The sequence below is a fragment of the Azospirillaceae bacterium genome (genome assembly GCA_028283825.1).
Classification (GTDB): Bacteria; Pseudomonadota; Alphaproteobacteria; order Azospirillales; family Azospirillaceae; genus Nitrospirillum.
On sequence record JAPWJW010000003.1, the window covers coordinates 660,578 to 687,307 of the forward strand.

Here is a 26,730-nt window from a genome sequence, read left to right on the forward strand (position 1 = left end):
TGGCGAGTAGAAAATAGGCAGAAACCACACCGCGGCCGCAGACCGGTCAGGCGGTGCGGCGATAGCTTTCCGCCTTGTCATCGCCCGCCGGACGCACGTCCACGCAGGTGAAGCGCGGGGCGCCATCCAGCCGTTCCAGGCCGAAGCCCACCGCCGCCGCCGTGCCGTCGCCACCGATGACCTTGGCCGCCCGGTACCATTCCAGCCGATCCACCAAGTCCGCCTTGAAGAGGGAGGCCGCCAGTTGCGCCCCGCCCTCCACCAGCACACGCGTCAGGCCACGGGCGCCCAGGGCCGCCAGCACGGCCGGCAGCGGCATCAGGCCGTCCGCGTCGGCATCAATGTCGATCACCTCCACCCCGCATTCCTGGAAGGCGCGCCGGCGGGCGGCGTCGCCCCCGCTCAAGGTCGCGACCCACACGGGCGTCTGCCGGGCGCTGCGCACCAGCCGGCTGGTCAGGGGCAGGCGCAGGCGGGTGTCGACCACGATGCGCACGGGCGAGCGATCCTCCAGCCCCGGCAGGCGGCAGGTCAGTTCCGGATCGTCGGCCAGGGCCGTGCCGATGCCCACCATGATGGCGTCATGGGTGGCGCGCAGGCGATGGCCCCAGGACCGGGCAATCGGCCCGGTGATCCATTGGCTCTCGCCGCTGCGGGTGGCGATGCGGCCATCCAGGGTGGTGGCCAGCTTCAAGGTCACCAGGGGCCGCCCCTCGGTAACGCGGCGCAGGAAACCCTCCGTCACCAGGTAGGCCTCTTCCTCCAGCAGGCCTAGCGACACCTCGATTCCGGCGGCGCGCAGGCGGTCCAGCCCCCGGCCAGCGACACGGGGATCGGGGTCGCCGATGGCCACGACCACACGGGCAACGGCGGCGGCGACCAGCGCATCGGCGCAGGGCGGCGTCTTGCCGAAATGGCTGCAGGGTTCCAGGGTGACATAAGCCGTCGCCCCCTCCGCCGCGTTTCCGGCCTGGGCCAGGGCCACCACCTCGGCATGCGGGCGGCCGCCGGGCTGGGTCCAGCCCCGCCCCACCACATGGCCATCCTTCACCAGCACGCAGCCCACCGCCGGGTTGGGCCAGCAGCGGCCCAGGCCACGCGCGGCCAGGGCCAAGGCGGCGCGCATGTGCGCGACGTCGTCGGCCGGGTTCGAAGCGGCGTGGGTATGGATGGTGTCAGACATGGGCGCCCTCCTCCCCCTCATGAACGGGGTCGGGGCGCAGGATGGGCCGCCGGGCGGGGGCAATTCAAGCCCCGCCCGGCGTTTCCCCAAATCCCGGACCGGGATCAGGCCTGTTCGGCGTCCGGGTCCGTCTTAAGATGACCGACGAACTCATTGAAATCGGCCACTTCGCGGAAGTCCTTGTAGACCGAGGCATAGCGGATGTAGGCGATCTGGTCCAACTGGGCCAGCGTGTCCATCACCATGCTGCCGATCTGCTTCGACGGGATTTCCGTCTCGCCGGAGGATTCCAGTTGTCGGACGATGGAGTTCACCACCCGGTCGATGCGGTCGGCATCCACCGGCCGCTTGCGCAGCGCCACCCGCATCGACCGCAAGACCTTCTCGCGGTCGAAGGGTTCGCGCTGGCCGGTCGCCTTCACGACGGTCAGCTCGCGCAGTTGCACGCGCTCGAACGTCGTGAAACGCGCGCCGCAGGAGGGGCAGAAGCGACGGCGGCGGATCGCGGAATTATCCTCGGTGGGACGCGAGTCCTTCACCTGGGTGTCGTCGTTACCACAAAACGGGCAGCGCATTACTCCAGTTCCCCCTCCTGTTCGGCCGTTCCCTCGGCCTCTGTTAGTAGATCGGGAAACGGCGGCAGAGCGCCTGAACCTTTTCCCGCACCCGCGTCTCGGCGGCCGAGTTGTCGCCGTTGGACTTGGCCAGGGCGTCCAGCACCTCGATGATCATTTCGCCGACCTGGCGGAATTCCTCGGTGCCAAAGCCACGCGTGGTGGCGGCCGGCGTGCCCAGGCGGACGCCCGAGGTTACCATCGGCTTTTCCGGATCGAACGGGACGCCGTTCTTGTTGCAGGTCATGCCGGCGTGCTCAAGGCTCAGCTCGGCATCACGGCCGGTCAGCTTCTTGGGCCGCAGATCGACCAGCACGATGTGGCTGTCGGTGCCGCCGGACACGATGTCCAGGCCGCCCTTGATCAGCACGTCGGCCAGCACCTGGGCGTTGGCCGTCACCTGCCGGGCGTAATCCTTGAACTCAGGCTTCAGCGCCTCGCCGAAGGCCACGGCCTTGGCGGCGATGACGTGCATCAGCGGGCCGCCCTGCAATCCTGGGAACACGGCGGAATTGATCTTCTTGCCTAGATCCAGGTCGTTGGACAGGATCATGCCGCCACGGGGCCCGCGCAGCGTCTTGTGCGTGGTGGTGGTGACGATGTGGGCGTGCGGGATGGGGCTGGGATAGACGCCGGCGGCGACCAGGCCCGCATAGTGGGCCATGTCCACCATCAGGTAGGCGCCGATCTCATCCGCGATGCGGCGGAAGCGGGCGAAGTCGATCTCACGCGGATAGGCGGAGGCGCCGGCGATGATCAGCTTGGGCTTGTGCTCACGGGCCTTGGCCTCCATCGCGTCGTAGTCGATGCGGTGGTCTTCCGGGCGCACGCCGTAGCTGACGACGTTGAACCACTTGCCGGACTGGTTGGCGGCGGAACCGTGGGTCAGATGGCCGCCGTGGGTCAGGTCCATGCCCATAAAGGTGTCGCCGGGCTTCAGCAGCGCCATGAACACGGCCTGGTTGGCCTGGGCGCCGGAATGCGGCTGGACGTTGGCGTAAGCGCAGCCGAACAGTTCCTTGGCGCGGTCGATGGCCAACTGCTCGGCCACGTCCACATACTCGCAACCGCCGTAGTAGCGCTTGGAGGGATAACCCTCGGCATACTTGTTGGTCAGGACCGAACCCTGGGCCTCCAGCACCGCGCGGGAAACGATGTTCTCCGATGCGATCAGTTCGATCTGGTCCTGCTGGCGGTGCAGTTCGTCAGCCAGGACGCGGGCGAGATCAGGATCGGCCGCCGCAAGCGTGTCGCTGAAGAAACCGGCGGTCTGAGTAAAAGCCATAATGACAACCCTCTATGATACGGATCCACGTCCCGGGCGGCCCGCGACGGGGCAGCCAGGGCCCCGGTCGCGTATCCGCGGGGTGCCTTTAGCCCAGCATGGCAACGCGCCGGGCGTGGCGTCCCCCTTCATAGGGCGTGGACAGGAAAGCCAAGGTGCAATCGCGCGCCACTTCCGCGCCGACGATACGGGCGCCCAGCACCAGCACGTTGGCGTCGTTGTGCTGGCGGCACAGGCGGGCGGTGGTGATGTCGTGGCACAACGCCGCGCGGACATGGCGATGGCGATTGGCGGCGATGCTGATGCCGATGCCGGTGCCGCAGATCAGGATACCCGCCTCGGCCTGGCCGCCGGCCAGGCTTGCCGCGACCGCGTCGGCGAAGTTGGGGTAATCGACGCTGGCGGAACCATCCGTGCCCAGATCCAGCACGGCCACGCCCTGTTCTTCCAGCACGGCCTTCAGCGCGGCCTTCAGCTCCACGCCGGCATGGTCGGACGCGATGGCGAAAGTCTTGGCGGTCATGGCACAGGCACCCTTGAGTTTTCCAGGCGCCTCAAGGTCCAGCGCGAGCGGCCCCCAAGACGCCAAAATACCCCGTCTCCCGCGCCGTCACACAGGGGTGACGCCACAAGAATTGGGGGCTTGAAGCTGTTTGGACACTAGCAGATGCGCCCCGCCCGCACCAGTTCCGGGATCCGCAACGCGTGCAGCCAGGATATGTCTGGCACGCCGATCTGGCCCCTCGGCTCCAAGCCCCCAATGCACCGGAAATGCTGAAAAAAAGGCGCAGGATAGGCCGGATCAGACATGTATCAGTCTGAATGCGCGCAGCATTGCAGCACACCGTCACAACCGTTAAGTGAGCAAAGTGCCTAAAATTTTTTAGATTCGCAGGGCACGCCAGTTATAGGTGTCGGCTTGGAGTATCTCTGTGTCGATAGAACACGACAAACACTTGGGGAATGCTACGAAGACCAGCGCCTCAGCGATACGCCGACGGCATTTAACATTGACATGACAATATGGCTGTGCGAGGGGTAACCGCACTTGGTTCCAATGTTTCAAGGCAGTTGAAATGATTGAGCAGCAAGACGGCGATCTGCGCACGTCTCAACTTCTCCGTATGACGTCGGAAATCGTTTCTGCCTATGTTGGCAAAAATGCACTACCGGCCCAGCAGATCCCCGAGATCATCAGCACGGTTTACAATTCCCTGTCCGGGCTGGATACGCCTCAGGTCGAGGTTCAGGCCGAACCGCAGCGTCCTGCTGTTCCGGTCCGCAAGTCGGTGACGCCCGAATACATCGTCTGCCTTGAAGACGGCAAGAAGCTGAAGATGCTGAAGCGCCACCTGCGCTCGACCTACAACATGACGCCGGACGAATACCGCGCCAAGTGGGGTCTGCCGCCGGACTATCCCATGGTCGCGCCGAACTACGCCGCCCAGCGTTCGGAGTTCGCCAAGAAGATCGGCCTGGGCAAGGCCCCGTCGGATCAGCCGCGCCGTCGCGCGTCCTGATCCCATCGCCGCACGGACCAGCCTGACCGTCAGGCCAGCGCTGGTCCGGCCGATACAAAAAACCGCCGTCCCAATGGGATCGGCGGTTTTTTGTTGTCCGGGCCGCGCGGCGTCAGGTTTTCTTGGACAGGACGTATTTCAGCTTGGACACGGCAAGGCGGCCCAGGGCCGCTTGCGGCGTGCTGGCCGGTCCCTGCACCGACACCTCGGTCCCGGTCACCGGGTCGATCGCCGTCGCTTTCACAACCGGACCGACCCGCTGGAATTGAAGGTAGACGCCGTCGTCCTGGGCCATGACTGCGAAGCCTTCGCCGTGCCGGAATCAGGCCGCGGAGCTGGCGGGGTAGTTGGTGTAGTCCAAGGCCGAGGTCCAGAACCGTTCCAGCTTGCGCATCAGGTCGTTGGCCTTGTTCAGCTCATCCGCCGACAGCCCGGCCTCACCCAGCGCGCCCACCTGCCGTTCGAACAGGGTGTTGATCTTGTCGCGCAGGGCGACACCCTTGTCCGAAAGGCGCACACGCACGGACCGACGGTCATGCGGCGAACGTTCCTGAACCAAGTAACCGTTCTCATGCATCTTCTTGACGTTATAGGAAACGTTCGAGCCCAGGTAATAACCACGGGCCGTTAGTTCACCAACCGTCAGTTCATCTTCGCCGATATTGTATAGAATCAGACTCTGGACATTGTTGATGTCCTGCACGCCCTGGCGGTCCAACTCCACCTTCAGCACTTCAAGAAAGTGCCGATGCAGCCTTTCGATCAACAGGATGCTGTCGTAGTAAGGTTGCTTCAAAGCCCTCTCCTCCATACTGAAACGCCAAGTTCGCAAATGTTCGGCGCAAAAAAAGCCACCCATCCCCGCAAGGACACGCTGTTTCCATTGCGCGCACAAGACTTTAACGCATCGCCCCCCCGTAATCATCCCGATAATGTAAGAAGTGATCAGAATCTACCCCCCGCAAGGGGGCGACCATACCCCCTTCGGATAGGTCGTCGCATCCTTAACCGGACATACCACTTCCGTAGGGGATTGTTCCGCCGAATCCGCTACCGTACCACCCCGAGCCTACGTCAATCGGCGAAGGTCAAATCACCGGTCGGCACCGGCTGGAAGTGCCGCTCCACCTCAGACTCGGACACGTCGGCCAGGGTGGCCGGCCGCCATTTGGGTTGGCGGTCCTTGTCCACCAACTGGGCGCGTATCCCTTCATAAAAATCGTGGCCCGCCAGGACCGCCTGGGTCATGCGGTATTCCATGGCCAGCACGTCCTCCACCTCCATCGCCACGCCCCGGCGCAGTTGGCTTAACGCGACCTTCAGGCTGGTGGGCGACATGCGGGCCAGGGTGTCCAGCGTCTCCTTCGCCCAGGCGTCGTCGAAGCCCATGCCCTCGTCGCCCAGGCAGGCGACGATCCCCTCCACCGTGTCGGCGGCGAAGCTGCGGTCGATGGACGGGCGATGGGTCGCCAGCGGCGCCTCACCGGGGAAGGCGGCGTGTCGCGCCAGGATGGCGTCCACCGTGGCGCCCGCGCCCCGGCCGTAATCGGCATCCGCCAGTTCCACCACCAGCGCGTCCAGCCGGTCCGACGGCACATGATGGGTCCCGATGCCGGTATAGGCGGCATCGGCCGCCCCCAGCCGGGCGCCGGTCAGGGCCAGGTAGGTACCGAGTTCGCCCGCCAGGCGGGGCAGGAAATAACCGCCGCCCACGTCGGGGAACAGCCCGATGCCCGTCTCCGGCATGGCCAGCAGGGTCTTCTCCGTCGTCACCCGGTGGCTGCCGTGCACCGACAGGCCGACGCCGCCGCCCATGGTGATGCCGTCCAGCAGGGCGATGTAGGGCTTGGGGAAACGCTTGATGCGGCGGTTGAGGCGGTATTCCTCGGCGAAGAAATTGCGGGCGACGGCACCATCCCCCTCCCCCGCCTGCCAAGCCTTACCGCTGTCCCACACGGCGCGCACGTCGCCGCCGGCGCAAAAGGCCCGGTCGCCGGCGCCCCGGATGACCACGGCCTTCACGGCGGGGTCACGGGCCCAGGCGGCCAACTGCGGGTCCAGGATGCGGATCATGTCCAGGTTGAGGGCGTTCAGCGCCTTGGGCCGGTTCAGCAGGATATGGCCGATACCACCGCGCAGGCCGCAAATCACCGGGGCCGTTTCCAACACGATCTCGCTCATTTCCTCAGTCCCTTCACCAGTCAGGCTTATTCTGCGGTGGATCATAGGGGGCGACCCGGGCGCACGCCAGCCTTGCCCGACACGGGCGGCCCAGGCGGTCCGGTAGGCTTGAGGCCATGGGGGACGGGGCGTAGCATCCGCCCCGGATCAACATCCCTGGTCAGTCAATCCCAGCTCAATCATTCCAGGACTGGAGCCTACCCCATGGTCGATCATGCCACCCTGCCCCGCCGTTTCGGCGGCGATCCCCGCCAGCGTCCGCGCCGCAACCGCGTCGATTCCTGGACACGTCGCCTGGTGGCGGAAAACCGGTTGTCGGTCGATGATCTGATCTGGCCGGTGTTCGTGGTGGATGGCGAGAACGTGCGCGAGCCCGTGGCCTCCATGCCCGGGGTGGAACGGCTCAGCATCGACCTGCTGGTGCCGGCGGTGGCGGAGGCGCGCGACCTGGGCATTCCCTGCATCGCCCCCTTCCCCTGCGTGGCACCCGAGCTTAAGGACCCAATGGGCAGCGAAGCCACCAACCCCGACAACCTGATGTGCCGCGCGCTGCGCGCCATCAAGCGTGAGGTGCCGGACATCGGCACCCTGGGTGACGTGGCGCTGGACCCCTACACCAGCCACGGCCATGACGGCATCGTCACTGATGGCCGCATCCTGAACGATGAGACGGTGGCCGTGCTGGTGCAGCAGTCGCTGGTGCAGGCGGCGGCCGGCTGCGACATCATCGCCCCCTCCGACATGATGGACGGCCGCGTTGGCGCCATCCGCGACGCGTTGGACGAGAGCGGGCATGAGCTGACCCGCATCTGCGCCTATGCCGCCAAGTACGCTTCCGCCTTCTACGGTCCCTTCCGCGACGCGGTGAAGACCGGCGGCCTGCTGAAGGGCGACAAGCGCACCTACCAGATGGATTCGGCCAACACCAACGAGGCCCTGCGCGAGGTGCAACTGGACCTGGAGGAAGGTGCCGACATGGTGATGGTGAAGCCCGGCCTGCCCTATCTCGACATCGTGCACCGGGTGAAGGCGGAATTCGGCGTGCCCACCTTCGCCTATCAGGTCAGCGGTGAGTTCGCGATGATGAAGGCCGCTGCCCAGAACGGGTGGATGGATTATGAGAAGTCGCTGCTGGAAACCCTGCTGGCTTTCCGCCGCGCCGGCGCCGACGCCATCCTGACCTATGGCGCCATCGACGCCGCCCGCCTGCTGCGCGCGGGCCATTGATCGCCGAAGGGCGCGGACCGGGACAGCGTTCCCGGTCCGCGCTCCCTCGTTCCCAGTCTTATTCCGGAGCGTGGCAGACGGCTTCGATGTTGTGGCCGTCGGGGTCCAGGATGAAGGCGCCGTAGTAGTTGGGGTGGTAATGCGGGCGCAGGCCCGGGGCGCCGTTGTCTCGCCCGCCAGCGGCCAGGGCCGCCTTGTGGAAGGCATCGACGACGGCGCGATTCTCCGCCGCGAAGCAGATGTGCAGGGCGCCGCCCTGCAAGCGCCGGCCGCTACCGATCCAGAAATAGGGTTTGCCGTCGCTGCCGTACCCGGCATGGGCGCCAGCACCCGTCATTTCCTCGGTCACATCCATCAGGCGGGTGACGCCCAAGGGGACAAGCGCGTGGTCGTAGAAGGCGGTCGACGCCGCGAAATCCGCGACGGAAATGCCGATATGGTCCAGCACGGGGTTACCCTCCCTAACGTTTATTATGGCCACTCATAATGCCAGCGTTTGTAGAAAACGCATCAAGCATTGGTCCTGCCACGCGCCGTTAAGGTCCGCCGAATCGCCGGCCCCCGATTGGTCACGAACGCCATGGAATCCCACGTGCCCGCCGCGAGGCACGATCAGCGGAATCAGCACCGGATGCGCCGCCCAATCAAAGGCGCGATAGGGTTCGGGCGCGATCCAGGGATCGTCCAGGGCATGGATGATCAGGGTGGGTTGGCGGATGTGGGATAGAAAGGGCAGCGCGCTGTTGACGCGGTAGTATTCCGGCGCGTCCCGCCAGCCGTTGGACGGCGCCACATAACCATCGTCGAAATCGTAGATGGTGCGGGCATCCCGCACCGCCTGGTGCCACGTCGCCTCCGGCGTGCCCGGTGCCACCGGCGTCGCCAGCGTCTCCGCCTTCATCTGGCGCAGCAGCCACAGATGATAGGGCCGGTTGCGCCGTTTCAGGAAGCGATGGGACGTCGCCATCAGGTCGATGGGAGCCGATACCGCCATGGCCCCCCGCACCATCGGGGGCAAGTCCGCCTCCCCCATCAGTTTCAGCACCATGTTGCCTGCCAGGGAATAGCCCGCGACCACGATACCGTCCGCCACGGTGTCCGGATGATGGGCCGCAAGGCGGGCCACGACCCGCCGGGCATCCTGCGTCCGTCCGGCGTGATAGCGCTGGCGCGTGCGGCCGATGAAGGGGCCCGCCCCGCGCAGGTTCAGGCGCAGCACCGCATGGCCCCGGCCCAACGCCGCAGCCGTGGCGGAGCGGATATAGGGGCTGTCCGCCGAACCCGCCAGGCCGTGGATCAGCAGCAGCAGGGGCCGGCCGGACACGGCCGCCGCCGGCCGGTGCAGCGCGCCGGCCAGGCTGTCGCCGGTGCCGTCGTCCATGGGGAAGACCAGCGCCTGGCCCGGCGGCAGCGGATGGTGCGGGCGGCGCAGGGTGTTGCGCAGGGTCTGCAAAATCCGCCCCCCACCACGGGGCGCGGGGTCGGAAGGGCGGATACCCGGAAGCCGGCGTCACGTCAGCGCAGGAATTTGGTCACGGCGACCAGTTGCGCCGTATCCATCAGGGCGGGGGCATGGCCGGCGTCGGCCACCTGGAACAGCTGCGCCTTGGGCCCGCGTTCCGTCATGGCCTGCGCGATCTCCGCCGTCAGCAAATCCGACTGCAGGCCGTGGATGACCAGGGCCGGCACGCGGATCAGGTCCCACACCGGCCACAGATCCACATCCGTCAGGGGCTGGGTCTGGAAGGCGCGGGCGATGCCGGGGTCATAGGCCAGGGTCAGGGTGCCGTCCGGCTGTGTCCAGTGGCCATGGTCGGCCATGTGCTGCCACTGCGCGTCGCTCAACGGCCCGAAGGGGGCGTGGACCAGGCTGAGGTAGCGCTTCACCTCTTCCACCGACTGGAAGGCCGGGCTGTTGCCGACGTAGGTGGCGATGCGTTCCAGCGCCGCCTTGGGCACCAGGGGCCCCACGTCGTTCAGCACCAGGCGGCTGATGGGCGTGTCGGCCTGGGCGGCCATGATCATGCCGATCAGCCCGCCCATGGAGGTGCCGACCCAATCGACCGTTTCCACGTCCAGGCGAGCCACCAGCGCCGCCATGTCGGCCAGGTACTGGGGATAGCCATAGAGATCCGGGTTGGCCAGCCGGCCGCTTTTCCCCCGTCCCACCACATCGGGGCAGACCACGCGTGCGCCCAGCGCGTCGGCCAGGTGGGCCGCCAGCACGTCGAAGTCGCGGCCGTTGCGCGTCAGGCCGTGGCAGCAGACGATGGTCCGGGAAAAGGGAACGTGGACGGGAAGCCACTGCGTGTAGGCCACGCGGTGGAAACCCAGGGCGGAGAGCCCCCGAAGGGTGTGTTCGGTCATGGTCGCCATGTCTCCACCGATACCATGGCGGCGCCGGCCTAAAAACCCCTCCCCTTGGCATCGACCGTCCGGGCGACCATATGGCGGCCGAAACCGGCGACAATTTAGGATCTGTCGCGCCGGCCCCCGGGGCGGTTACACTCAGTCCGCTTCAGGATTAAAGGTTAAGGGGATAGCGGCTTGGCCAGCTCAGGTGACGAGAAGGCACCCATCATCATCAAGAAGGTGAACAAGGGCGGCGAAGGGCACCATGGCGGCGCCTGGAAGGTGGCCTATGCCGACTTCGTCACCGCCATGATGGCCTTCTTCCTGCTGCTGTGGCTGCTGAGCGTGACCACGGCGGAACAGAAGCTGGGCCTGGCCGACTATTTCAGCCCCGCGACCCCGTCCAAGCAGGAAAGCGGTGCCGGCGGCGTGCTGGGCGGCAAGACCATCACGGTCAACGGTGCCGCCATGAACAACAGCTCCCCCACCTCCATGGCCGTGCCCCTGCCCTCCCGCCCCCAGGCCGCCAACGCCATGGAGTCGGTGGAAGACGCGGAAGAGGCGGCCCCCGGCAAACCCGATGGCCAGGGCGACAAGAGTGCGGGTGACAGCGATGAGACCGGCAGCAAGGGCAGCGACGGCAGCCAGCCCGGCGGCGGCCGGCTGGACATGGACAAGAACGGCGACGGCAAGGTCGACGAAAAGGAACTGAAGGCCGCGATGGCCCAGCATGAGGAACAGCAGTTCAAGGAGATCGAGAAGGAGGTCAGGCAGGCCATCCAGCAGGTCCCCGAACTGAAGGACCTGCAGCAGAACGTCATCATGCAGCGCACGCCGGAGGGCGAACGGCTGAACCTGGTGGACCAGGACGGCTATTCCATGTTCCCGTCGGGCAGCGCCAAGATGAACGCGCAGACGGCGCAACTGCTGTCACTGGTGGCCCAGGCCGTGGCCAAGATCCCCAACAAGGTGTCGATCACCGGCCATACCGACAACACGCCCTTCCCCTCGGGTGGCAACTACGGCAATTGGGAACTGTCGTCCGACCGCGCCAATGCCACCCGCCGCGCCCTGGCCGCCGCCGGCGTGGATGAGGGGCGCATCGCCTCCGTCGTCGGGCTGTCGGACCGCGACCCGCTGTTCCCCGACGATCCAAAATCGCCGCGCAACCGGCGCATCAGCATCACCGTGCTGCGCGAGCATCCGCTGACGGATGGCACCGGCGCGCAGCCGGCAAGCACGCCCGCCGGCACCAAGGTGACGCCCGGCGGCACCCCCGTCCCGCCGCCCCCGCCCTCGGTCAGCAGCAAGCCGGACGGGCATTGAGGACAGGCTTCTGACCGGGTGACTACCTCCGAAGGGAATGCGGCTGGCTTGGGCCTACACCTCTCGGTAAAGTTTATCCGCGTATGAGTTCAAGGTATTGTCGTCAGGCCGTTCAGTCTTCCGTGGCCCAGTCTTGCATGGCGCGGGTCCTTCCCAGAAAGGCGCGGATGTCCGTCATCCCCCCCCACTCCCGGCCGTTGCAGCAGTTCTACCGCTCCGGCCCCATGCCCTGCCCCTACCTGCCGGGACGGATGGAGCGCAAGCTGTTCACCCGCCTGGTGGGACAGCAGGCGGCCGGGGTCAATTCCGCCCTGTCCCGCGCCGGCTTCCGCCGCAGCCATGACATCGTCTATCGCCCCGTCTGTTCCGGCTGCGCCGCTTGCGTGCCGGTGCGCATCCCGGTGGCGGGGTTCACGCCCAACAAGACCATGCGCCGGATCCTGCGCGCCAACAGCGACCTGTCGGTGGAGGTACAGCCGGCCACGGCCACAGCGGAACAGTTCCAGCTGTTCGCCAGCTATCAGGCCGCGCGCCACAGCGACAGCGACATGAGCCGCATGGGCATGACCGACTATGCCGCCATGATCGAGGAGGGACAGGTCGATGCCCGCCTCTATACCCTGCGCGATGCGGCCGGTACCCTGACGGGCGTCATCCTGACCGACCGGCTGGATGACGGCTATTCCGCCGTCTACAGCTTCTACAATCCCGACCTGCCCGAGCGCAGCCTGGGCACCTACCTGATCCTGTCACTGGTGGAACAGGCCCGGCGCGAGGGCCTGCCCCACGTCTATCTGGGCTATTGGATCGAGGGCAGCCGCAAGATGGACTACAAGCGCCGCTTCCAGCCACTGGAAGCGCTGGGCCGCGACGGCTGGGTCCCGCTGGGGCCTATGCCCTGAAATCTGCCAAATTCATTGCATAAAGCAAAGGCGCCCTTTCATTCTGCAAGGACGCGGCCGAGTCCCGACCGCTAAAACCCCGGCCATTCACGGCATGTATATTGCGTTGCCGTGACAGTCCGGCAATCGGCGCCCTGGGTGGGCGTCCGTCCCGGTGTGTCTTGAGGTGCGCCCCGTCCGATGCGTGCGGCCAGCGGCTACGTCCGCCCTGCCCTTTTGGCCTTGTTACTGACCCTGCCGGCCCTGCGCCCGGCGGCGGCGCTGGATATTGGCGTGCGCGGGGTGGTGGAAACCAACTGCTTCGTCTCGGTCTCAACCGAGGAGACCAGCCTGTCGACCCAGGGCGGCGACGTCCTGCTGGGTGATTTGGGGGAACGCTGCAACGCGGCTGCCGGTTACACCGTGGTGCTGTCGTCCGTCAACGGCGGCGCCCTGATGGACCGTCAGGGCGACAAGATCCCCTACACCATTTCCTATGACCAGATGGACGGCCGCCCTTTGAGCGAACCGCAAGTGATCAACCGCCTGGACCCGCAGACGGAACTGCGCATCAGTTCCATCCTGCTGCGCATGCCGGGACAACGGGTGGTGGGCACCGGCGGCTTCTACAGCGACACCGTCACCATCACCGTCCGGGCGCGCTGACACCTATATACCAGCGGCACGAGATTTAACTTGTGCCGCTGTAGCCCGCGACTGCGGGCGCCGGAGCTTTCCGGGAAGCGTAGCGGACCGGAAAGCGAGGATCAGCCAAGCCAGCGGATGCTGGCGCCCGGCGCGTGAGGGGACATTTGAACGGTCACGTTCAAATGTCGCGCATAAGAAAAACGCCGGCCCTTGGTGGTGCCGGCGTCTCTCGATCAGAACTTGTTGTTCTTGGGGAAACCGTTGGGCGGGATCTTGCCGATGGAGCCGCGCGCGCCGCGCCAGCCCGACAGGTCGGTTTCCACCCGGGTGCGCTCGCCACTGCCGCCCATCTTCCACGACAGGCCCTTGGCGGCCTCGAACACGGAGATGTCGGACAGGCTGGCGTCCTTGTACTTCTGCAGGGCCACACCCTTGCCGCGCACCATGACGGGCAATTCCTCCAGCGCGAAGACCAGCAGTTTACGGTTGTTGCCGATGACGGCGATGGTGTCGCCCTCCACCGGTATGCAGACCAGCGCCGTGGTGCCGTCGCCGACGTTCAGCACCTGCTTGCCCGACCGGGTCTGGGCCACCACCTCGTCCGTCTCCACCTGGAAACCACGGCCGTCGCTGGACGCCACGATCAGGCGTTTGCCCGGACGATAGGGCATCAGGGTGACGATGTCGGCATCGCCCAGATCCACCATCAGGCGCACGGGCTCGCCAAAGCCGCGACCGCGCGGCAGGCGGTCCACGCCGATGGTGTGGAACTTGCCGGTGCTGGAGAAGACCAGCAGCTTGTCCGTCGTCTCGGCGTGCAGGACGAACCGTTCGCCGTCGCCCTCCTTGTACTTGGCCTCCGCCGTCTCGGCCGGCGGCAGATGGCCCTTCACCGCGCGGACCCAGCCCTTTTCCGACAGGAAAACGGTGACCGACTCACGCTCGATCATCGCCTCGACCGGCACCACCACGTCGGTGGGCGTATCGCCGATGGACGTGCGCCGCGCGCCCAGTTCGGTCGCCTGGCCGAACTTCTTCTTGGTGGCCGCCACTTCGGCGGCGATGGCCGACCAGCGTTTGTCCTCGTCATCCAACAGGGACAGCAGGTCCGTCCGCTCAGCCGACAGGCCGTCGTGCTCCTTGCGGATTTCCATCTCTTCCAGCTTGCGCAAACTGCGCAGGCGCATGTTCAGGATGGCTTCGGCCTGCACGTCGGTCAGGCCGAAGGTCTTCATCAGTTGAACCTTGGGCTCATCCTCCTCGCGGATGATGCGGATGACCTCATCCAGGTTCAGGTAGGCGATGAGGTAGCCGCCCAGCACCTCCAGCCTATGATCGATCTTGCCCAGGCGGTGGCGGGAACGGCGGACCAGCACGACGTTGCGATGGTCCAGGTAAGCCCGCAGCACCTCATGCAGGGTCATGACGCGCGGCACCTGGTCGGCGTCCAGCACGTTCATGTTCAGGGGGAATCGCACTTCCAGGTCGGTGTTGCGGAACAGTTGTTCCATCAGCACCGCCGGATCGACGTTGCGGCTCTTGGGCACCAGCACCAGCCGCACATCCTCCGCCGATTCGTCGCGCACGTCTTCCAGCAGGGGCAGCTTACGCTCCGCCAGCAGTTCGGCGATCTTCTCCACCAGGCGCGACTTCTGCACCTGATAGGGCATGTGGGTGACGACGATCTGCCAGGTGCCCTGGGCCAGCTTCTCCGTTTCCCACTTGGCCCGCAGGCGGAAGCCGCCGCGGCCGGTGCGATAGGCCTCCCGCACGGCATCCCGGCTTTCCACCAGCACGCCGCCGGTGGGGAAGTCGGGCCCCGGCATCAGGGTCACCAGCTCATCCACCGTCACCGGGCGGCGCCGATCCTCCGGCACCAGCAGTTCGCGGTCGATGATCAGGCTGAGGGCGTCGCAGATCTCGCCGGCGTTGTGCGGCGGGATGCTGGTGGCCATGCCCACGGCGATACCGGCCGACCCGTTGGCCAGCAGGTTGGGAAAGGCCGACGGCAGCACCACCGGTTCCTCGCCATCACCGTCGTAGGTGGCGCGCAGATCGACCGCGTCCTCGTCGATGCCGTCCAGCAGGGCCTTGGCCACCTCCGTCAGGCGGGCCTCGGTGTATCGCATGGCGGCGGCGTTATCGCCGTCGATGTTGCCGAAATTGCCCTGGCCCTGGACCAGGGGATAACGCGCGGCAAACTCCTGCGCCAGGCGCACCAGCGCGTCGTAGACCGAACTGTCACCCATGGGGATGGAACTTGCCGATCACGTCACCGACCACGCGCGCTGACTTCTTGGGCGGCGTGGTGGGTTCCAGCTTCAGCTGGCTCATGGCGAACAGCAGGCGGCGGTGCACCGGCTTCAGCCCGTCGCGCACATCAGGCAGCGACCGCGACACGATGGTCGACAGGGCATAGGACAGGTAACGCTCGCCCAGCGCATCGGCCAGGGGCTTATCGAGGATCTCGGTGGCGGCATCGGTCATGATGCGGGGACACTACCAGATATGGTGCGGCGATTGCCAGTACGCCCAGCCATAGGACGGAGGCGAGCATCAGACCCCCAGTCTGGGGCTCGCCTTTAGGCCGCAACTGCGGCCGCCGGAGCTTTCCGGGGAACGTCAGTGGACCGGAAAGTGAGGACGAGGCAAGCCGCCGGACGGCGGCGCCCGCCGCTTGAGGGAAAAGATTTAGGCGTCTGGCGCAAGCGATTCCGGTGCCGTCAGGCCGTTGATCCGCAGGTATCGCTCCACCAGGCGCTCCCGCGCCGATGGCACCTCGGCATGGCGCTGGGCGAAGACATGGCGTTCCAGGAAATAACCGGTCAGGCGCAGGCCGGCGGCCACATCCTCCTCCCCACCCCCGCTGAAGCCCAGGCCGATCAGGAAGCCCGGCAGGGGCAGCAGGCGGTCGCGGAACGGTTCCCCCGCCGACAGCGACACGGCCCGGCCGGTGCGGGGGCTGACATAGGCCAGGTGGTCGTTGCCGTTGCCCGCCGGCTGCCCGGTGGAGGCGCAGCGGCTGAGGTCCAGGCCGAAGCCCACCTCCTCCAGCAACCCCATCTCCCACCGCACATAGATGGCCGGCCAGATGTCCAGTTCTAGGGCCGAGAATAGGGCGATGCTGGCGTCATACAGGCCCGGGTGCGCCTCCCGCTCCGCCAGCATGGCATCCATCAGGGCGGTGACGGCGATAATGGCCGCCAGGCGCAGGGGATCGTCCAGGTAAAGGCCGGCGGGGCTGCGCACCGGTTCCAGCGTCCAGTTCCCCAGCTGGTCGGCGGTGCGGGCGCGCCAGCGGGCGCTGACCTGGGCACCCGGTTCCAGCATGCCGCGATGGCGCGACGACTGCCCGCCATGCAGCACCCCGGCATGCCGGCCATGGTCACGGGTCAACACCACCACCAGCGCGGCGGTATCGCCGAACGGGCGGGCCGAGAGCACGATGCCGTCGTCGGTCCATTCCATGGCTTCTTTCTAGCAGAGTCCGTAGGCACCGTAGAAGCAATGACACGCCATGCGAACCCGTGACCACGCATTCGCCATTCCGGATCCTATCCATGCGCGATGCGTACAAAGACAGGCCAACGGTGTCACTCCCGCGATTTTTGGTATAGGCTTACCGCCTGACAACACCCTCGCACCAATTTCCCAACGGGAACCGAGTGGCGCCGTGCACAGCCCCCACCCTCAAGAGGATGGCATGCCAGACAGGACGGCACAGGACGGCCGCACCCCGCCCCGCGGCGTACGGCCCGATGGGCTGCGCTCACCATGAGCAATCGGCCCGGCGTTTCGCTGCCCGATTCCGAAAGACTGGCGCTGGAGCGGTACGCCCTGGCGGCCGCGGCCTCGAATGAGGGGCTGTATGATTGGGATTTGCGCACCGACCGGGTCTATTACGCCCTGTCCTGGAAGGCGCTGCTGGGCTTCGCCGACGATGAGGTCGGCACCGGTCCCGAGGAATGGCTGAACCGGGTGGATCCGGATGACCTGATCTGGCTGCAGGCGACCCTGGACGCCCAGGCCAGCGCCGGCGGCAAGCCCTTCCAGATCGAATACCGCATGACCCACCGCGAAGGCCACGTGCTGTGGATGATGTGCCGGGGCATCGTCGTGCTGGACGACGAGGGTGAACCCATCCGCATCGTCGGGTCCCAGCGTGACGTCACCGACCGGAAGAATGCCGAAGAACAGCTGCGCCTGAGTGAGGAGCGTTACGCCCTGGCCGCGCAGGGCGCCAATGACGGGCTGTGGGACTGGCAGGTGGCGACCGACCGCCTCTACCTCTCTTCCCGGGGCACCGCCATCCTGGGCATGGACGCGCATGCGCGTGCCGGCGTCGCCACCCCGCGCGTGGCGACGATTGAGGACTGGTACGCCCAGGTCCAGGCCGACGACCGGCCCCGCCTGCGCGCGGCGGTGGAAACCCACCTGGCCGGCGGCAGCACCCATCTGGAGGAAGAGGTCCGCGCCCGCCATTCCAGCGGTGCGGAACTATGGGTGCTGATCCGTGGCGTCGCCATCCGGGACGCCGACGGCGTGGCCGTCCGCATGGCCGGATCCATGTCCGACATCACGGCGCGCAAGCGGGCGGAACAGCAACTGCTGTTCGATGCCTTCCACGACGGGCTGACCCGCCTGCCCAACCGCATGCTGCTGCTGGACCGCATCGGCCAGACGCTGGGCCGTCGCCGCCGGCCGGATGAGGCGCAGTTCGCGGTGATGATCTTCGACATCGACCATTTCAAGACGGTCAACGACACCCTGGGCCCGCTGGCGGGGGATGAGGTGTTGTGCGCCGTGGGCCAGCGGCTGGACAGCGCCCGCCGGAACGGCGACACGGTGGCGCGCCTGGGCGCCGATGAATTCGGCATACTGATGGACGGCGTGCCGGATATGAAGACGGCGGTGGACGTGGCCGAGCGCCTGGCCGCCGCCGTGGCCCTGCCCCTGACCCTGAAAAGCGGGCAGGAGATGGTGGTCACGGTGACCGCCGGCATCGTGCTGTCGGGCAGCGGCTACAGTGCGGCCGGTGACATGGTACGCGACGCGGGCCTGGCGATGTACCGGGCCAAGAGCGGCGGCCGCAACCGGGTGGAGATGTTCGACGACGCGCTGCGTGAACACGCCCTGGCCCGGCTGCGCCTGGAAAACGACCTGCGCCATGCGCTGGAGGCACGGCAGTTCCACCTGTTCTACCAGCCCATCGTGCGCCTCAGCGATGGCGCCGTGGCGGGGTTCGAGGCGCTGATGCGCTGGTTCCATCCCGACCGCGGCATGATCCCGCCCAGCGACTTCGTGCACCTGGCTGAGGAAACCGGCCTGATCCTGAAGATGGGCCGCTGGGCATTGACGGAGGCGACGCGGCAATTGGCGGAATGGCAGGGCCGCTTCTCCCCCGACCTGTTCATGAGCGTCAACGTCTCCGGCCGGCAGTTGATGGAGGATGACCTGGTGCAGGCTGTGGCCCACACCCTGGCCACCCACCGCATCACGCCCGGCACCTTGAAGCTGGAGATCACCGAAAGCCTGCTGCTGGATGATCCCGGCCACTGCCTGGCCATCATGCAGGCGCTGAAGGACCAGGACGTGCGCCTGTCGCTGGACGATTTCGGCACCGGTTTCTCCTCCCTGAGTTACCTGCACCGCTATCCCATCGGCACGCTGAAGATCGACCGCAGCTTCGTGCGGGCCACCGGCGAGGGCGACCGCCGCAGCGCCATCGCCCGCATCATCACCCTGCTGGCCCAGGCCCTGGACCTGGAGGTCATCGCCGAGGGCATCGAGAAGCAGGCCGAGGCCGACTTCCTGCGCAACCTGCACTGCCATTACGGCCAGGGTTATTACTTCGCCCCACCCCTGCCCAAGGAGGCGGTGGAGGAACTGATGGACGACCGCCGCCGTCGCGAGGCACTGTCGGCGGTGTCGGGAATGCGGGTACCGCTGGGACGGAGGTAGGGATTGCGGGGCTTGGTCCGTTCGATATCCGTCCTTCTTGGCATGCTCGCCCTCTGGGCCCCGCCACCGGCATTCGCGGCCGCACTATCCACCAGCCTTCCTTCCTGGCTAAACGCCCATATCGGCGATGGCGACGGCCAGATCGCGGAAATCGTGCTGCTGCGGGCCCGCGCGCTGCATGAGCGCAAGCTGGCCGAGGGCGTGATCCGCAACCCCTGCTACTTCGCCATGGACGCCACCCGCCCCAACACGTCGGACGACGATGGCCCGGGCCGCCGGTTCTATGTGATCTGTGAGGCCAGCCAGTCCTTCCAGGCCATTTCCGCCGGTCATGGCGCCGGCCGCGACCTTCCCGGGGTGGTGGATTTCTCCAACAGCCGGCGGTGCGCACGGAACTTCGGCAACGCCCAGGATTCGGAACTGACGGCCGGCGGCGCCTATGTGACGGCGGAGGAGAAGACGACCTTCAAGGGGTATTACCGCGCGGTAGGGGGCCAGGATGCGGCCCTGATCCGGTCGTTCATCCAGTTCGACGGCGAAGGCGACACCGCCAATGCCCGCCCCCGCGCCATCGGTGGCCACCCGGCCGTCACCTTGAAAGGCCTGTGCCTCAAGAAGGATCCGCACAGCGCATACGCCAACCCGGACGGCTACGTGCCGTTCGGCACGCTGGTGGACTACAGCGGCGGCCGCAGCAACGGCTGCACCAGTTGGTCGCCCGCCGACGCGCCGCAGATTTCCGTGATGGTGAAGGCCGACCCGACGACGCTGTACATCTATCCGGAAGCAGCGGACATCACCGCCGTCGCCAAGGCGCTGGCGGCCGGCCAACGGCCCGAAAGCACCGGCTTCTACTGGAACGCGTCATGCCTGAACGAGGTCGGCACGCCCAGGTTCTGGCCCAAGGAGATGCTTGAGCCGACGATCACCCAATACCGGAGGGACCACCCCCTACCCCCGCCCCGGCCGCTGCCGATTTGCCGGGAGTAAAAACGAGGCAGACTCCGGCTATCACAGATGATGCCCCTTCATTGTTTCGGACCCTGCTTGTGACGGCTCAACGCCTTTTTCATCCGTGCAGAGATATCCATGGCGGGATGCAGCACATTGAGAATCTCCAACCGATGAGCATGCTCTTGGTATCGATAGACAATCAAATGCCTGCCGACGCCATAGACAAGATAAGGTCCAGGAATATCCGAGCGGCGGCGCCCCAAATCTGGACTCTTCGCCAAGCGTTCAAAAGCAAGGAAAAGCGCCCGAAGATAATCCTCCGCCTGGGCATTTCCCCAACAACAAGCGGTATAATCTTCGATTTCGGCGAGATCCAAACCCGCTTCGCGGGAAAGGATATATGAAGCCTTGGCCATTAAGACGACTGAGCTTGGCGCCGGGCGCGCCCCTCCGCTAGAAGGCTTTCGACGGACACGTCAGCAATATCGCCTTCATCCAGTTGCTGCGCACTGAGCGCGAGATAATCGCCCAACAGCTTACGGGCATGTTCTGCCTGCCGTTTTTGATCTTCCCTGATCAAGTGGCGGATATATTCACTGGCGCTGTATTGGCCTTCCTCCGCTTGCTTCTCAACATAGGCCCTCATGGTTTCGGGCATCGAAACGTTTAAGGTACTCATCCAGAACACTCCCATCGGCTGCTGGGCTCTTCCTGGTTTGGATGGTAAGATATGGCCAAACTTTGTCAAATCTTGGCTTAAATCTTTTATCGAACATCGCCATCCAGCCGCCGCCGGATATCCGCGTACGCCGCCGCGATAAGCCCATTGAGCGCCACGACATTCGGTGGCTGGCCCCACACCAGCTTCACGTGACGCATGCGCTTGCCGGTGCCCAGCAGCAGGCCAGCGGGATCGTCGAGGTCGGCGCCGTGGAAAAAACCGAGGTTCGCGTGCGCTGTGAAAGCCTTGACGTAGGCGAAGGCGGCATCGCCGACGCAGGCGGTGGGGTGGCCGTCGTGCAGCAGGTCTCGTACGTCGGGGCCACAGTTCCGCAGGGCCTCGAACCAAGGCCGGACCAGAGGGCGCAGCCCGTCATCCTGGGCGAACCAGGCTTCGACTTCCGCATGGCGGCGGACGGCGCCGGACAGGAGGAACAGGGCTTCCATCCGCCCAGTTTGGCCGACGGATGCGAATTGTCGAGTGGATAGAGCCGAGACGAAACCGCCGCCGGCGTGGATAGCCGGCGGCGGTCTCAAACTTGAGCGAAAGCAATGGTGGCGGATCAGCCGGCGCGGATTTCCGCGATGAAGCGATCGGTCTGTTCCCGCAGGCGGTTGCTTTGTTGCACCAGGTCATGGGCGGTGGACAGCACCTTGCTGGCCTCGTCCCCCGTCTCACGAGCGGACTGGGAAACCAGGACGATGGTCTGCGACACTTCCTGCGTACCGGCGGCAGCCTGGTTGACGTTGCGGGCGATTTCCTGCGTGGCGGCACCCTGTTCCTCCACCGCGGCGGAAACGGCGGTGGCACCACCAGCCAGGTCGCCGACGCGCTGGGTGATGCCACGGATGCTGGTGGCGGCGCGGCGCGCCTCTTCCTGAATGCCGGTGACCTGCGACTGGATTTCCTCCGTCGCCTGGGCGGTCTGATTGGCCAGGGCCTTGACCTCGGACGCCACCACGGTGAAGCCCTTGCCGGCCTCACCCGCGCGCGCCGCCTCGATGGTGGCGTTCAGCGCCAGCAGGTTGGTCTGGCTGGCGATGCCCTGGATCAGTTGCACGATTTCGCCGATACGCTGGGCGGCGTCGGTCAGGCCACGCATGATGGCTTCCGCTTGCTGGCTGTCGTCCTGCACCTGGGACGCGACGCGGCTGGTTTCCACCGTCTGGCGCCCGATCTCGCTGATGGAGGCGGACAGTTCCTCAGCCGCCGTCGCCACTGTCTGCACGTTGGCAGAGGTCTGCTCGGACGAGGCGGCGACGGACGCCGACTGGTGCTGCGCCCGGTCGGCGGTGGACGTCATGGCCTGGGCGGTCAGGGTCATCTGCTGAGCGCCGTCGGACACGGCCTGCACCACCTGGCGCACCCCCGCCTCGAAATTGTCGGCCATCTGCAACATCAGGCGCTTGCGCTCCGCCTCCGCCGCCACGCGGTCCGCCTCGTTCTGGCGGCGCAGGCGGTCAGCCTCCACCATGCTGTCCTTGAAGACGGACACGGCCTTTGCCATCTCGCCCAACTCGTCCCCACGCTCGCCGCCGGGGATGTCGGTGGCGGTGTTGCCGGCCGACAGTTCGGTCATCGCCTGGCGCAGGCGGATGATGGGCCGCGACAGGCCGCGCCCCACGAACAGGGCGATGACGATGGCGGCCACCAGCACGACGACGGCGGCCCCAATCAGCGACCAGCGGCTGCTGCTCTCCACCTTGGCGAAGGAGGTGGTGTCCTTGATCAGTTCGACCACGGCCAGGGGCTCCCCCGCGAAGTCCTTGATCAGGCCCAGGTAAATCTCAACCGGTTCCTTGCCCAACGTGGCGGGACGCATCACCGGCGTGCCGGCGAACGCGGTCGCCACCTCTTCCGGGGTCGCCAGGCTCTTCTGGTCGAAGGTGGCGCCAACGGTGGTCACCTTGCCGTCCGCGACGCGGTGGATGGCGATGTCGACGTTGAAGCTGGCCTTGATGCGCTGCACGAACTGCGGCGTCAGGGGGGCGGCCACATCAAAGGCGGCGAAGACCTTGCCGTCCTTCACCATGGGCACGACGGAATAGATGCCGAGATCGCCCTGCGGTCCCACCTCCAGCCCGGTGACGGGCTTCTGGTCGCGGTAGAGCTTGGCCACCGTGCGGCGGCGCGCGGTGACGTCATCACCGAAGGAGTCCGGCTTGTGCGCCCGGTAGACCGTCACGCCCGGCGCCTTGGTCAGCGACCAGGTGGCCAGCCCCATGGTCTTGGCGGCGTCATCCGCCTTGCCCAGCAGACCGGCCAGGGCGCCGCGATCCTCACGGGCGGTGGCGTCGATGACAGGCGGCAGGTTGGCCAGCGTGCCCGCCACCGCGGTGGTGGCCCGGCCCTCATATTCGAAGACCGCGATGACGCTTTGATACTGCAGCATCATTTCCCGACGCAGCGCGATATCGGTGAGATTCTTCTGCTTGATCACGGCGATGACGCCCAGCACCGCACAGGTGCTGGCGGCGATCAGCGCGATGGCCAGGATCAACCTGGCGGCGATGGAACGGAAATGCTGCATGATTGGGACCCCTGCCACTACCAATCCATTGATTGCGGACAACGCCAAATCATCACGCCGAAAGCGCCCAAGCCGTGGGGCGTTCCGTCGATCGATAGCGATATCTTGATATGGGGGTATACATATCGAATGATAAAAAATAATGAATACAGTTTCCGCGCATAACAGATATCAGGCTAGGAAAATCGCCCTTGGCGCGGCCGCTGGCCAGCCCACACGACGCGTTTGAAATGAAATAACGAAACTATAAGAACAATATTACTTTGGATTTTCTCAAAAACCCGATCTTCGCGAATCTGCGCTGAAAAGCGAAACCGCAGCGGGCGGATCACGTCGCCCGGCGGATTATTCTTCACCGCCGAGATCGGCCAGGATGGGGCAGTCGGGCCGGTCGTCGCCAGCGCAACAATGGGACAGGTGGCGCAACGTGTCAGCCACCGCCTGCATCTCGCGGATGCGGGCGTCCAGATCGTCCAAGTGGCGCTGCGCGATGGCCTTGACCTCGCGGCTGGGCCGGTCGCGGTCACGCCACAGGGACAGCAGCTGGGCGATCTCCTCCAGGCTGAAGCCTAAGCCGCGCGACCGCTTGATGAAACGCAGCTCGTTCAGCGCGCGGGCATCGTATTCGCGATAATTGCCTTCCGACCGGCCGGCGGGGCGCACCAGACCCACCTGGTCGTAATAGCGGATCATCTTGATGCTGACGCCCGACGCCTTCGCCGCCTCGCCGATGTTCATAAGGTGACTCCTCAGGCGGCGGGCTTGAAGCGGCGCAGGCGCAGGGCATTGGTCAAGACGCTGACGCTGGACAGCGCCATGGCGCCGGCCGCCACCATGGGCGACAGCAGCAGGCCCCACAGGGGATACAGCAGGCCGGCCGCCATGGGGATCAGCACGACGTTGTAACCGAAGGCCCAGGCCAGGTTCTGCCGGATGTTGCCCAGCACCGCCCGGCTGAGCGCCAGGGCCGTGGGCACGGCCATCAGGTCACCGCGCATCAGCACCACGTCGGCGGCCTCGATGGCGATGTCGGTGCCGGCCCCCATGGCCAGGCCGACATCGGCGGTGGCCAGGGCGGGGGCGTCGTTCACGCCGTCACCAACGAAGGCCACGCGGCCGTGACGCGCCTGAAGCGCCTTGACCGCCGCGACCTTGCCCTCCGGCAGCACCTCGGCCACCACCTCCAGGTCAGATCCCAGGCTGCTGGCGACGGCCTTTGCGGTGCGGGCATTGTCGCCGGTGACCATCACCACCGCCAGGCCGGCAGCGCGCAACGCCGCCACGGCGGCGGCGGCATCCGGCTTCACCGGATCGGCCACCGCCAGGATGGCGGCCAGCTTGCCATCCACGGCGGCGTAGAGCGGGCTCTTGCCCTCCGTGGCCAGTCGGGCCGCGACCTCGGCGAAGGGGGCCACGCCGATGCCCAGGCGGGTCATGTACCGGTCGGCGCCCACGGCGACGTTACGGTCCTGCACCCGCCCCCGGGCGCCGAAGCCGGGCACGGCTTCGAAGTTCGCGACCTCGGCGACCGTAAGGCTGCGAACGCCGGCACCGGTCACGATGGCCTGGGCGATGGGGTGTTCGGACAGCACCTCCACCGCCGCGACCAAGGCCAGCACCTCCGCCTCGTCAAAGCCGTCGGCGGCATGAAAATCGGTCAGCGTCGGCCGGCCCAGGGTCAGGGTGCCGGTCTTGTCGAAGGCCACGGCACGCACATCACGCAGGCCCTGAAGCGCGTCGCCCTGGCGGAACAGGATGCCCAGTTCCGCCGCCTTGCCGGTGCCCACCATGATGGAGGTGGGCGTGGCCAGGCCCATGGCGCACGGACAGGCGATGATCAGCACGGCCACGGCGTTGACCACGGCATAGCCCAGCCCCGGGCCGAAGAAGTACCAGGCGGCGAAGGTCAGCAAGGCGGCGGCGATGACGGCCGGCACGAACCAGGCCGTCACCTGGTCCACCACCGCCTGGATGGGCAGCTTGGCGCCCTGGGCAGTTTCCACCATGCGCACGATCTGCGACAGCAGGGTGGCCGCCCCCACCTTCTCCGCCCGGAAGCGGAAGGAACCGGCGCCATTGACCGTGCCGCCGACGACAGCGGCACCGGCCCCCTTCTCCACCGGCAGCGGTTCGCCGGTGATCATGCTCTCATCCACAAAGGACGCGCCGTCCAGCACCGCGCCGTCCACCGGCACCCGCTCGCCCGGGCGGACCAGCACGACATCGCCCACCACCACCTCGGCGATGGGCAGTTCCACCGTCTGGCCACCGCGTTCCACCCGCGCGGTCTTGGCCTGCAGGGTCAGCAGGCGGCGGATGGCCTCGCTGGTGCGGCCCTTGGCCCGCGCCTCGAACAGGCGCCCCACCAGGATCAGGGTGATGATGACGGCCGCCGCCTCGAAATAGACATTGTCGGTGCCGGCCGGCAGCAGGCCCGGCAGGACGGTCGCGACGACGGAATAAAGGAAGGCGGCGCCAGAGCCCAACACCACCAGGGAATTCATGTCGGGCGTGCCGTTCACCAGGTTGGGCACACCCTTGGCAAAGAAGCGCCGGCCGGGCACGAACAGCACGAAGGCCGCCAACACCAGGCTGACCCAGCGCCAGGGCTGTTCGCCCAGGGTGGCCGCCAGCCAATGATGGACGCCGGGGACGAAGTGGCGCGCCATCTCCACCCCGAACAAGGGCGCCGTCGCCACGGCGGCGATGGTCACCGACCGGGCCAGGTCGCGGATTTCCTGGGCGCGGGCCTCACGCTCCCGGTCCGCCTGATCGGCGCCGTCCTCCTGGTTCAAGGGGCGCGTCTCATAACCGGCCCTTGTCACGGCGGCCGCCACGGCGGCCGCGTCGCTGCCATCCACCAGCGACACGGTCGCCCGTTCCGTCGCCAGGTTGACATTGGCCGCGACCACGCCCGGCTGGCGGCGCAACACCTTTTCCACCCGCGCCACGCAGGCCGCACAGGTCATGCCGGCCACGGCCAATTCCACCGCATGGGTGCCGGGCTCATACCCCGCCTTGGTGATGGCCGCCACCACTGCGGGCAATTGCGTCCGGTCGGCCAGGTCCACATGCGCGCGCTCGGTCGCCAGGTTGACCGTGGCGGCCGCCACGCCGGGCACGGCGGCGATCACCTTCTCCACCCGCCGGACGCAGCCGGCGCAGGTCATGCCCCCGACGGGAATGTCGATGCCGGTGGTGGCGGGGGCAAGGGCGGTGGCTTCGGACATGGGCGGTCTCCTGAACGGCACTGTCCAGCAACCATAGACCCTTCCATCATGGGAGGGTCAAGCGCTTGCTTGAGGCCAAGAAAAAGGGCGGGGTCGCAGGACCCCACCCTTCTTCAC

The 26,730-nt window shown here is 66.6% G+C and carries 24 protein-coding genes and 1 pseudogene; 7 read left to right on the forward strand and 18 right to left on the reverse strand.

Going from position 1 to position 26,730, the window contains the following annotated elements:
- Nucleotides 1-46: 46 nt before the first annotated feature.
- The 4 genes from ribD to rpiB form a co-directional block, all read right to left on the reverse strand.
- Nucleotides 47-1,183 carry a bifunctional diaminohydroxyphosphoribosylaminopyrimidine deaminase/5-amino-6-(5-phosphoribosylamino)uracil reductase RibD gene (ribD, locus tag PW843_15010; GenBank protein MDE1147910.1) on the reverse strand — a complete coding sequence of 379 codons (1,137 nt, stop codon included), beginning with the start codon at nt 1,181-1,183 and terminating at the stop codon, nt 47-49.
- 104 nt (nt 1,184-1,287) lie between these two features.
- Complete coding sequence (gene nrdR, locus PW843_15015; GenBank protein ID MDE1147911.1) at nt 1,288-1,758, reverse strand: transcriptional regulator NrdR; 471 nt, start codon at nt 1,756-1,758, stop codon at nt 1,288-1,290.
- Between the two features lie 43 nt (nt 1,759-1,801).
- Nucleotides 1,802-3,082, reverse strand: coding sequence for a serine hydroxymethyltransferase (locus PW843_15020; GenBank protein ID MDE1147912.1), 1,281 nt, complete (start codon nt 3,080-3,082; stop codon nt 1,802-1,804).
- 88 nt (nt 3,083-3,170) lie between these two features.
- A complete protein-coding gene (gene rpiB, locus PW843_15025) occupies nt 3,171-3,605 on the reverse strand; it encodes a ribose 5-phosphate isomerase B (GenBank protein MDE1147913.1) in 435 nt (144 codons plus the stop codon).
- A 553-nt stretch (nt 3,606-4,158) separates the two neighbouring features.
- Between rpiB and PW843_15030 the strand changes: the two genes are divergently transcribed.
- On the forward strand, nt 4,159-4,602 hold the full coding sequence (locus tag PW843_15030; protein ID MDE1147914.1) for a MucR family transcriptional regulator: 444 nt from the start codon (nt 4,159-4,161) through the stop codon (nt 4,600-4,602).
- Nucleotides 4,603-4,714: 112 nt separating this feature from the next.
- Here PW843_15030 and PW843_15035 read toward each other — a convergent pair whose 3' ends face one another.
- The 3 genes from PW843_15035 to PW843_15045 all read right to left on the reverse strand — a co-directional run bounded on the left by PW843_15035 (nt 4,715) and on the right by PW843_15045 (nt 6,783).
- The gene (locus PW843_15035; protein ID MDE1147915.1) at nt 4,715-4,897 is read right to left on the reverse strand and encodes a hypothetical protein; all 183 of its coding nucleotides are present in this window, start codon (nt 4,895-4,897) and stop codon (nt 4,715-4,717) included.
- A 27-nt stretch (nt 4,898-4,924) separates the two neighbouring features.
- Nucleotides 4,925-5,398, reverse strand: a complete 474-nt coding sequence (locus PW843_15040; GenBank protein ID MDE1147916.1) for a MarR family winged helix-turn-helix transcriptional regulator — start codon at nt 5,396-5,398, stop codon at nt 4,925-4,927.
- 278 nt (nt 5,399-5,676) lie between these two features.
- The gene (locus PW843_15045; GenBank protein ID MDE1147917.1) at nt 5,677-6,783 is read right to left on the reverse strand and encodes an enoyl-CoA hydratase/isomerase family protein; all 1,107 of its coding nucleotides are present in this window, start codon (nt 6,781-6,783) and stop codon (nt 5,677-5,679) included.
- A 204-nt stretch (nt 6,784-6,987) separates the two neighbouring features.
- Here PW843_15045 and hemB point away from each other — a divergent pair, with 204 nt between their 5' ends.
- Nucleotides 6,988-8,010, forward strand: coding sequence for a porphobilinogen synthase (hemB, locus tag PW843_15050; GenBank protein ID MDE1147918.1), 1,023 nt, complete (start codon nt 6,988-6,990; stop codon nt 8,008-8,010).
- Nucleotides 8,011-8,068: 58 nt separating this feature from the next.
- Here the strand turns inward: hemB and PW843_15055 are convergent, their stop codons facing one another.
- The 3 genes from PW843_15055 to PW843_15065 all read right to left on the reverse strand — a co-directional run bounded on the left by PW843_15055 (nt 8,069) and on the right by PW843_15065 (nt 10,377).
- Nucleotides 8,069-8,458, reverse strand: coding sequence for a VOC family protein (locus PW843_15055; GenBank protein MDE1147919.1), 390 nt, complete (start codon nt 8,456-8,458; stop codon nt 8,069-8,071).
- A 33-nt stretch (nt 8,459-8,491) separates the two neighbouring features.
- Nucleotides 8,492-9,463 carry an alpha/beta fold hydrolase gene (locus tag PW843_15060; GenBank protein ID MDE1147920.1) on the reverse strand — a complete coding sequence of 324 codons (972 nt, stop codon included), beginning with the start codon at nt 9,461-9,463 and terminating at the stop codon, nt 8,492-8,494.
- Between the two features lie 62 nt (nt 9,464-9,525).
- Nucleotides 9,526-10,377 carry an alpha/beta hydrolase gene (locus tag PW843_15065; protein ID MDE1147921.1) on the reverse strand — a complete coding sequence of 284 codons (852 nt, stop codon included), beginning with the start codon at nt 10,375-10,377 and terminating at the stop codon, nt 9,526-9,528.
- Nucleotides 10,378-10,557: 180 nt separating this feature from the next.
- On the opposite strand from PW843_15065, the gene PW843_15070 reads away from it, so the two are divergent.
- The 3 genes from PW843_15070 (at nt 10,558) to PW843_15080 (ending at nt 13,235) form a co-directional block, all read left to right on the forward strand.
- Nucleotides 10,558-11,688, forward strand: a complete 1,131-nt coding sequence (locus PW843_15070; protein MDE1147922.1) for a flagellar motor protein MotB — start codon at nt 10,558-10,560, stop codon at nt 11,686-11,688.
- 167 nt (nt 11,689-11,855) lie between these two features.
- On the forward strand, nt 11,856-12,590 hold the full coding sequence (locus tag PW843_15075) for an arginyltransferase (GenBank protein MDE1147923.1): 735 nt from the start codon (nt 11,856-11,858) through the stop codon (nt 12,588-12,590).
- A gap of 180 nt (nt 12,591-12,770) precedes the next feature.
- On the forward strand, nt 12,771-13,235 hold the full coding sequence (locus PW843_15080) for a hypothetical protein (protein MDE1147924.1): 465 nt from the start codon (nt 12,771-12,773) through the stop codon (nt 13,233-13,235).
- 215 nt (nt 13,236-13,450) lie between these two features.
- On the opposite strand, the pseudogene parC reads toward PW843_15080, so the two are convergent.
- Nucleotides 13,451-15,704 (reverse strand): annotated as a pseudogene (parC, locus tag PW843_15085) (DNA topoisomerase IV subunit A).
- A gap of 204 nt (nt 15,705-15,908) precedes the next feature.
- Nucleotides 15,909-16,685: a DNA repair protein RecO gene (gene recO, locus PW843_15090; protein ID MDE1147925.1), complete on the reverse strand. Its 777-nt coding sequence runs from the start codon at nt 16,683-16,685 to the stop codon at nt 15,909-15,911.
- Nucleotides 16,686-16,991: 306 nt separating this feature from the next.
- On the opposite strand from recO, the gene PW843_15095 reads away from it, so the two are divergent.
- Both PW843_15095 and PW843_15100 read left to right on the forward strand, forming a co-directional pair.
- Complete coding sequence (locus tag PW843_15095; GenBank protein ID MDE1147926.1) at nt 16,992-19,178, forward strand: EAL domain-containing protein; 2,187 nt, start codon at nt 16,992-16,994, stop codon at nt 19,176-19,178.
- Nucleotides 19,179-19,331: 153 nt separating this feature from the next.
- The gene (locus tag PW843_15100) at nt 19,332-20,168 is read left to right on the forward strand and encodes a hypothetical protein (protein ID MDE1147927.1); all 837 of its coding nucleotides are present in this window, start codon (nt 19,332-19,334) and stop codon (nt 20,166-20,168) included.
- A 38-nt stretch (nt 20,169-20,206) separates the two neighbouring features.
- Here PW843_15100 and PW843_15105 read toward each other — a convergent pair whose 3' ends face one another.
- The 6 genes from PW843_15105 to PW843_15130 all read right to left on the reverse strand — a co-directional run bounded on the left by PW843_15105 (nt 20,207) and on the right by PW843_15130 (nt 26,613).
- Nucleotides 20,207-20,548: a type II toxin-antitoxin system RelE/ParE family toxin gene (locus PW843_15105; protein ID MDE1147928.1), complete on the reverse strand. Its 342-nt coding sequence runs from the start codon at nt 20,546-20,548 to the stop codon at nt 20,207-20,209.
- The gene (locus tag PW843_15110; GenBank protein ID MDE1147929.1) at nt 20,548-20,811 is read right to left on the reverse strand and encodes a type II toxin-antitoxin system ParD family antitoxin; all 264 of its coding nucleotides are present in this window, start codon (nt 20,809-20,811) and stop codon (nt 20,548-20,550) included. Before PW843_15110 ends, PW843_15105 begins: the two co-directional genes overlap by 1 nt.
- Before the next feature lie 86 nt (nt 20,812-20,897).
- Nucleotides 20,898-21,299, reverse strand: coding sequence for a DUF1801 domain-containing protein (locus PW843_15115; GenBank protein MDE1147930.1), 402 nt, complete (start codon nt 21,297-21,299; stop codon nt 20,898-20,900).
- Between the two features lie 116 nt (nt 21,300-21,415).
- Entirely contained in the window at nt 21,416-23,383 is a 1,968-nt protein-coding gene (locus PW843_15120; protein ID MDE1147931.1) for a methyl-accepting chemotaxis protein, read from the reverse strand.
- A gap of 345 nt (nt 23,384-23,728) precedes the next feature.
- Nucleotides 23,729-24,121 (reverse strand): Cu(I)-responsive transcriptional regulator, encoded by a 393-nt coding sequence (gene cueR / locus PW843_15125; GenBank protein ID MDE1147932.1) that lies wholly within the window; start codon nt 24,119-24,121, stop codon nt 23,729-23,731.
- Between the two features lie 11 nt (nt 24,122-24,132).
- Nucleotides 24,133-26,613, reverse strand: a complete 2,481-nt coding sequence (locus tag PW843_15130; GenBank protein ID MDE1147933.1) for a heavy metal translocating P-type ATPase — start codon at nt 26,611-26,613, stop codon at nt 24,133-24,135.
- Nucleotides 26,614-26,730 lie beyond the last annotated feature (117 nt).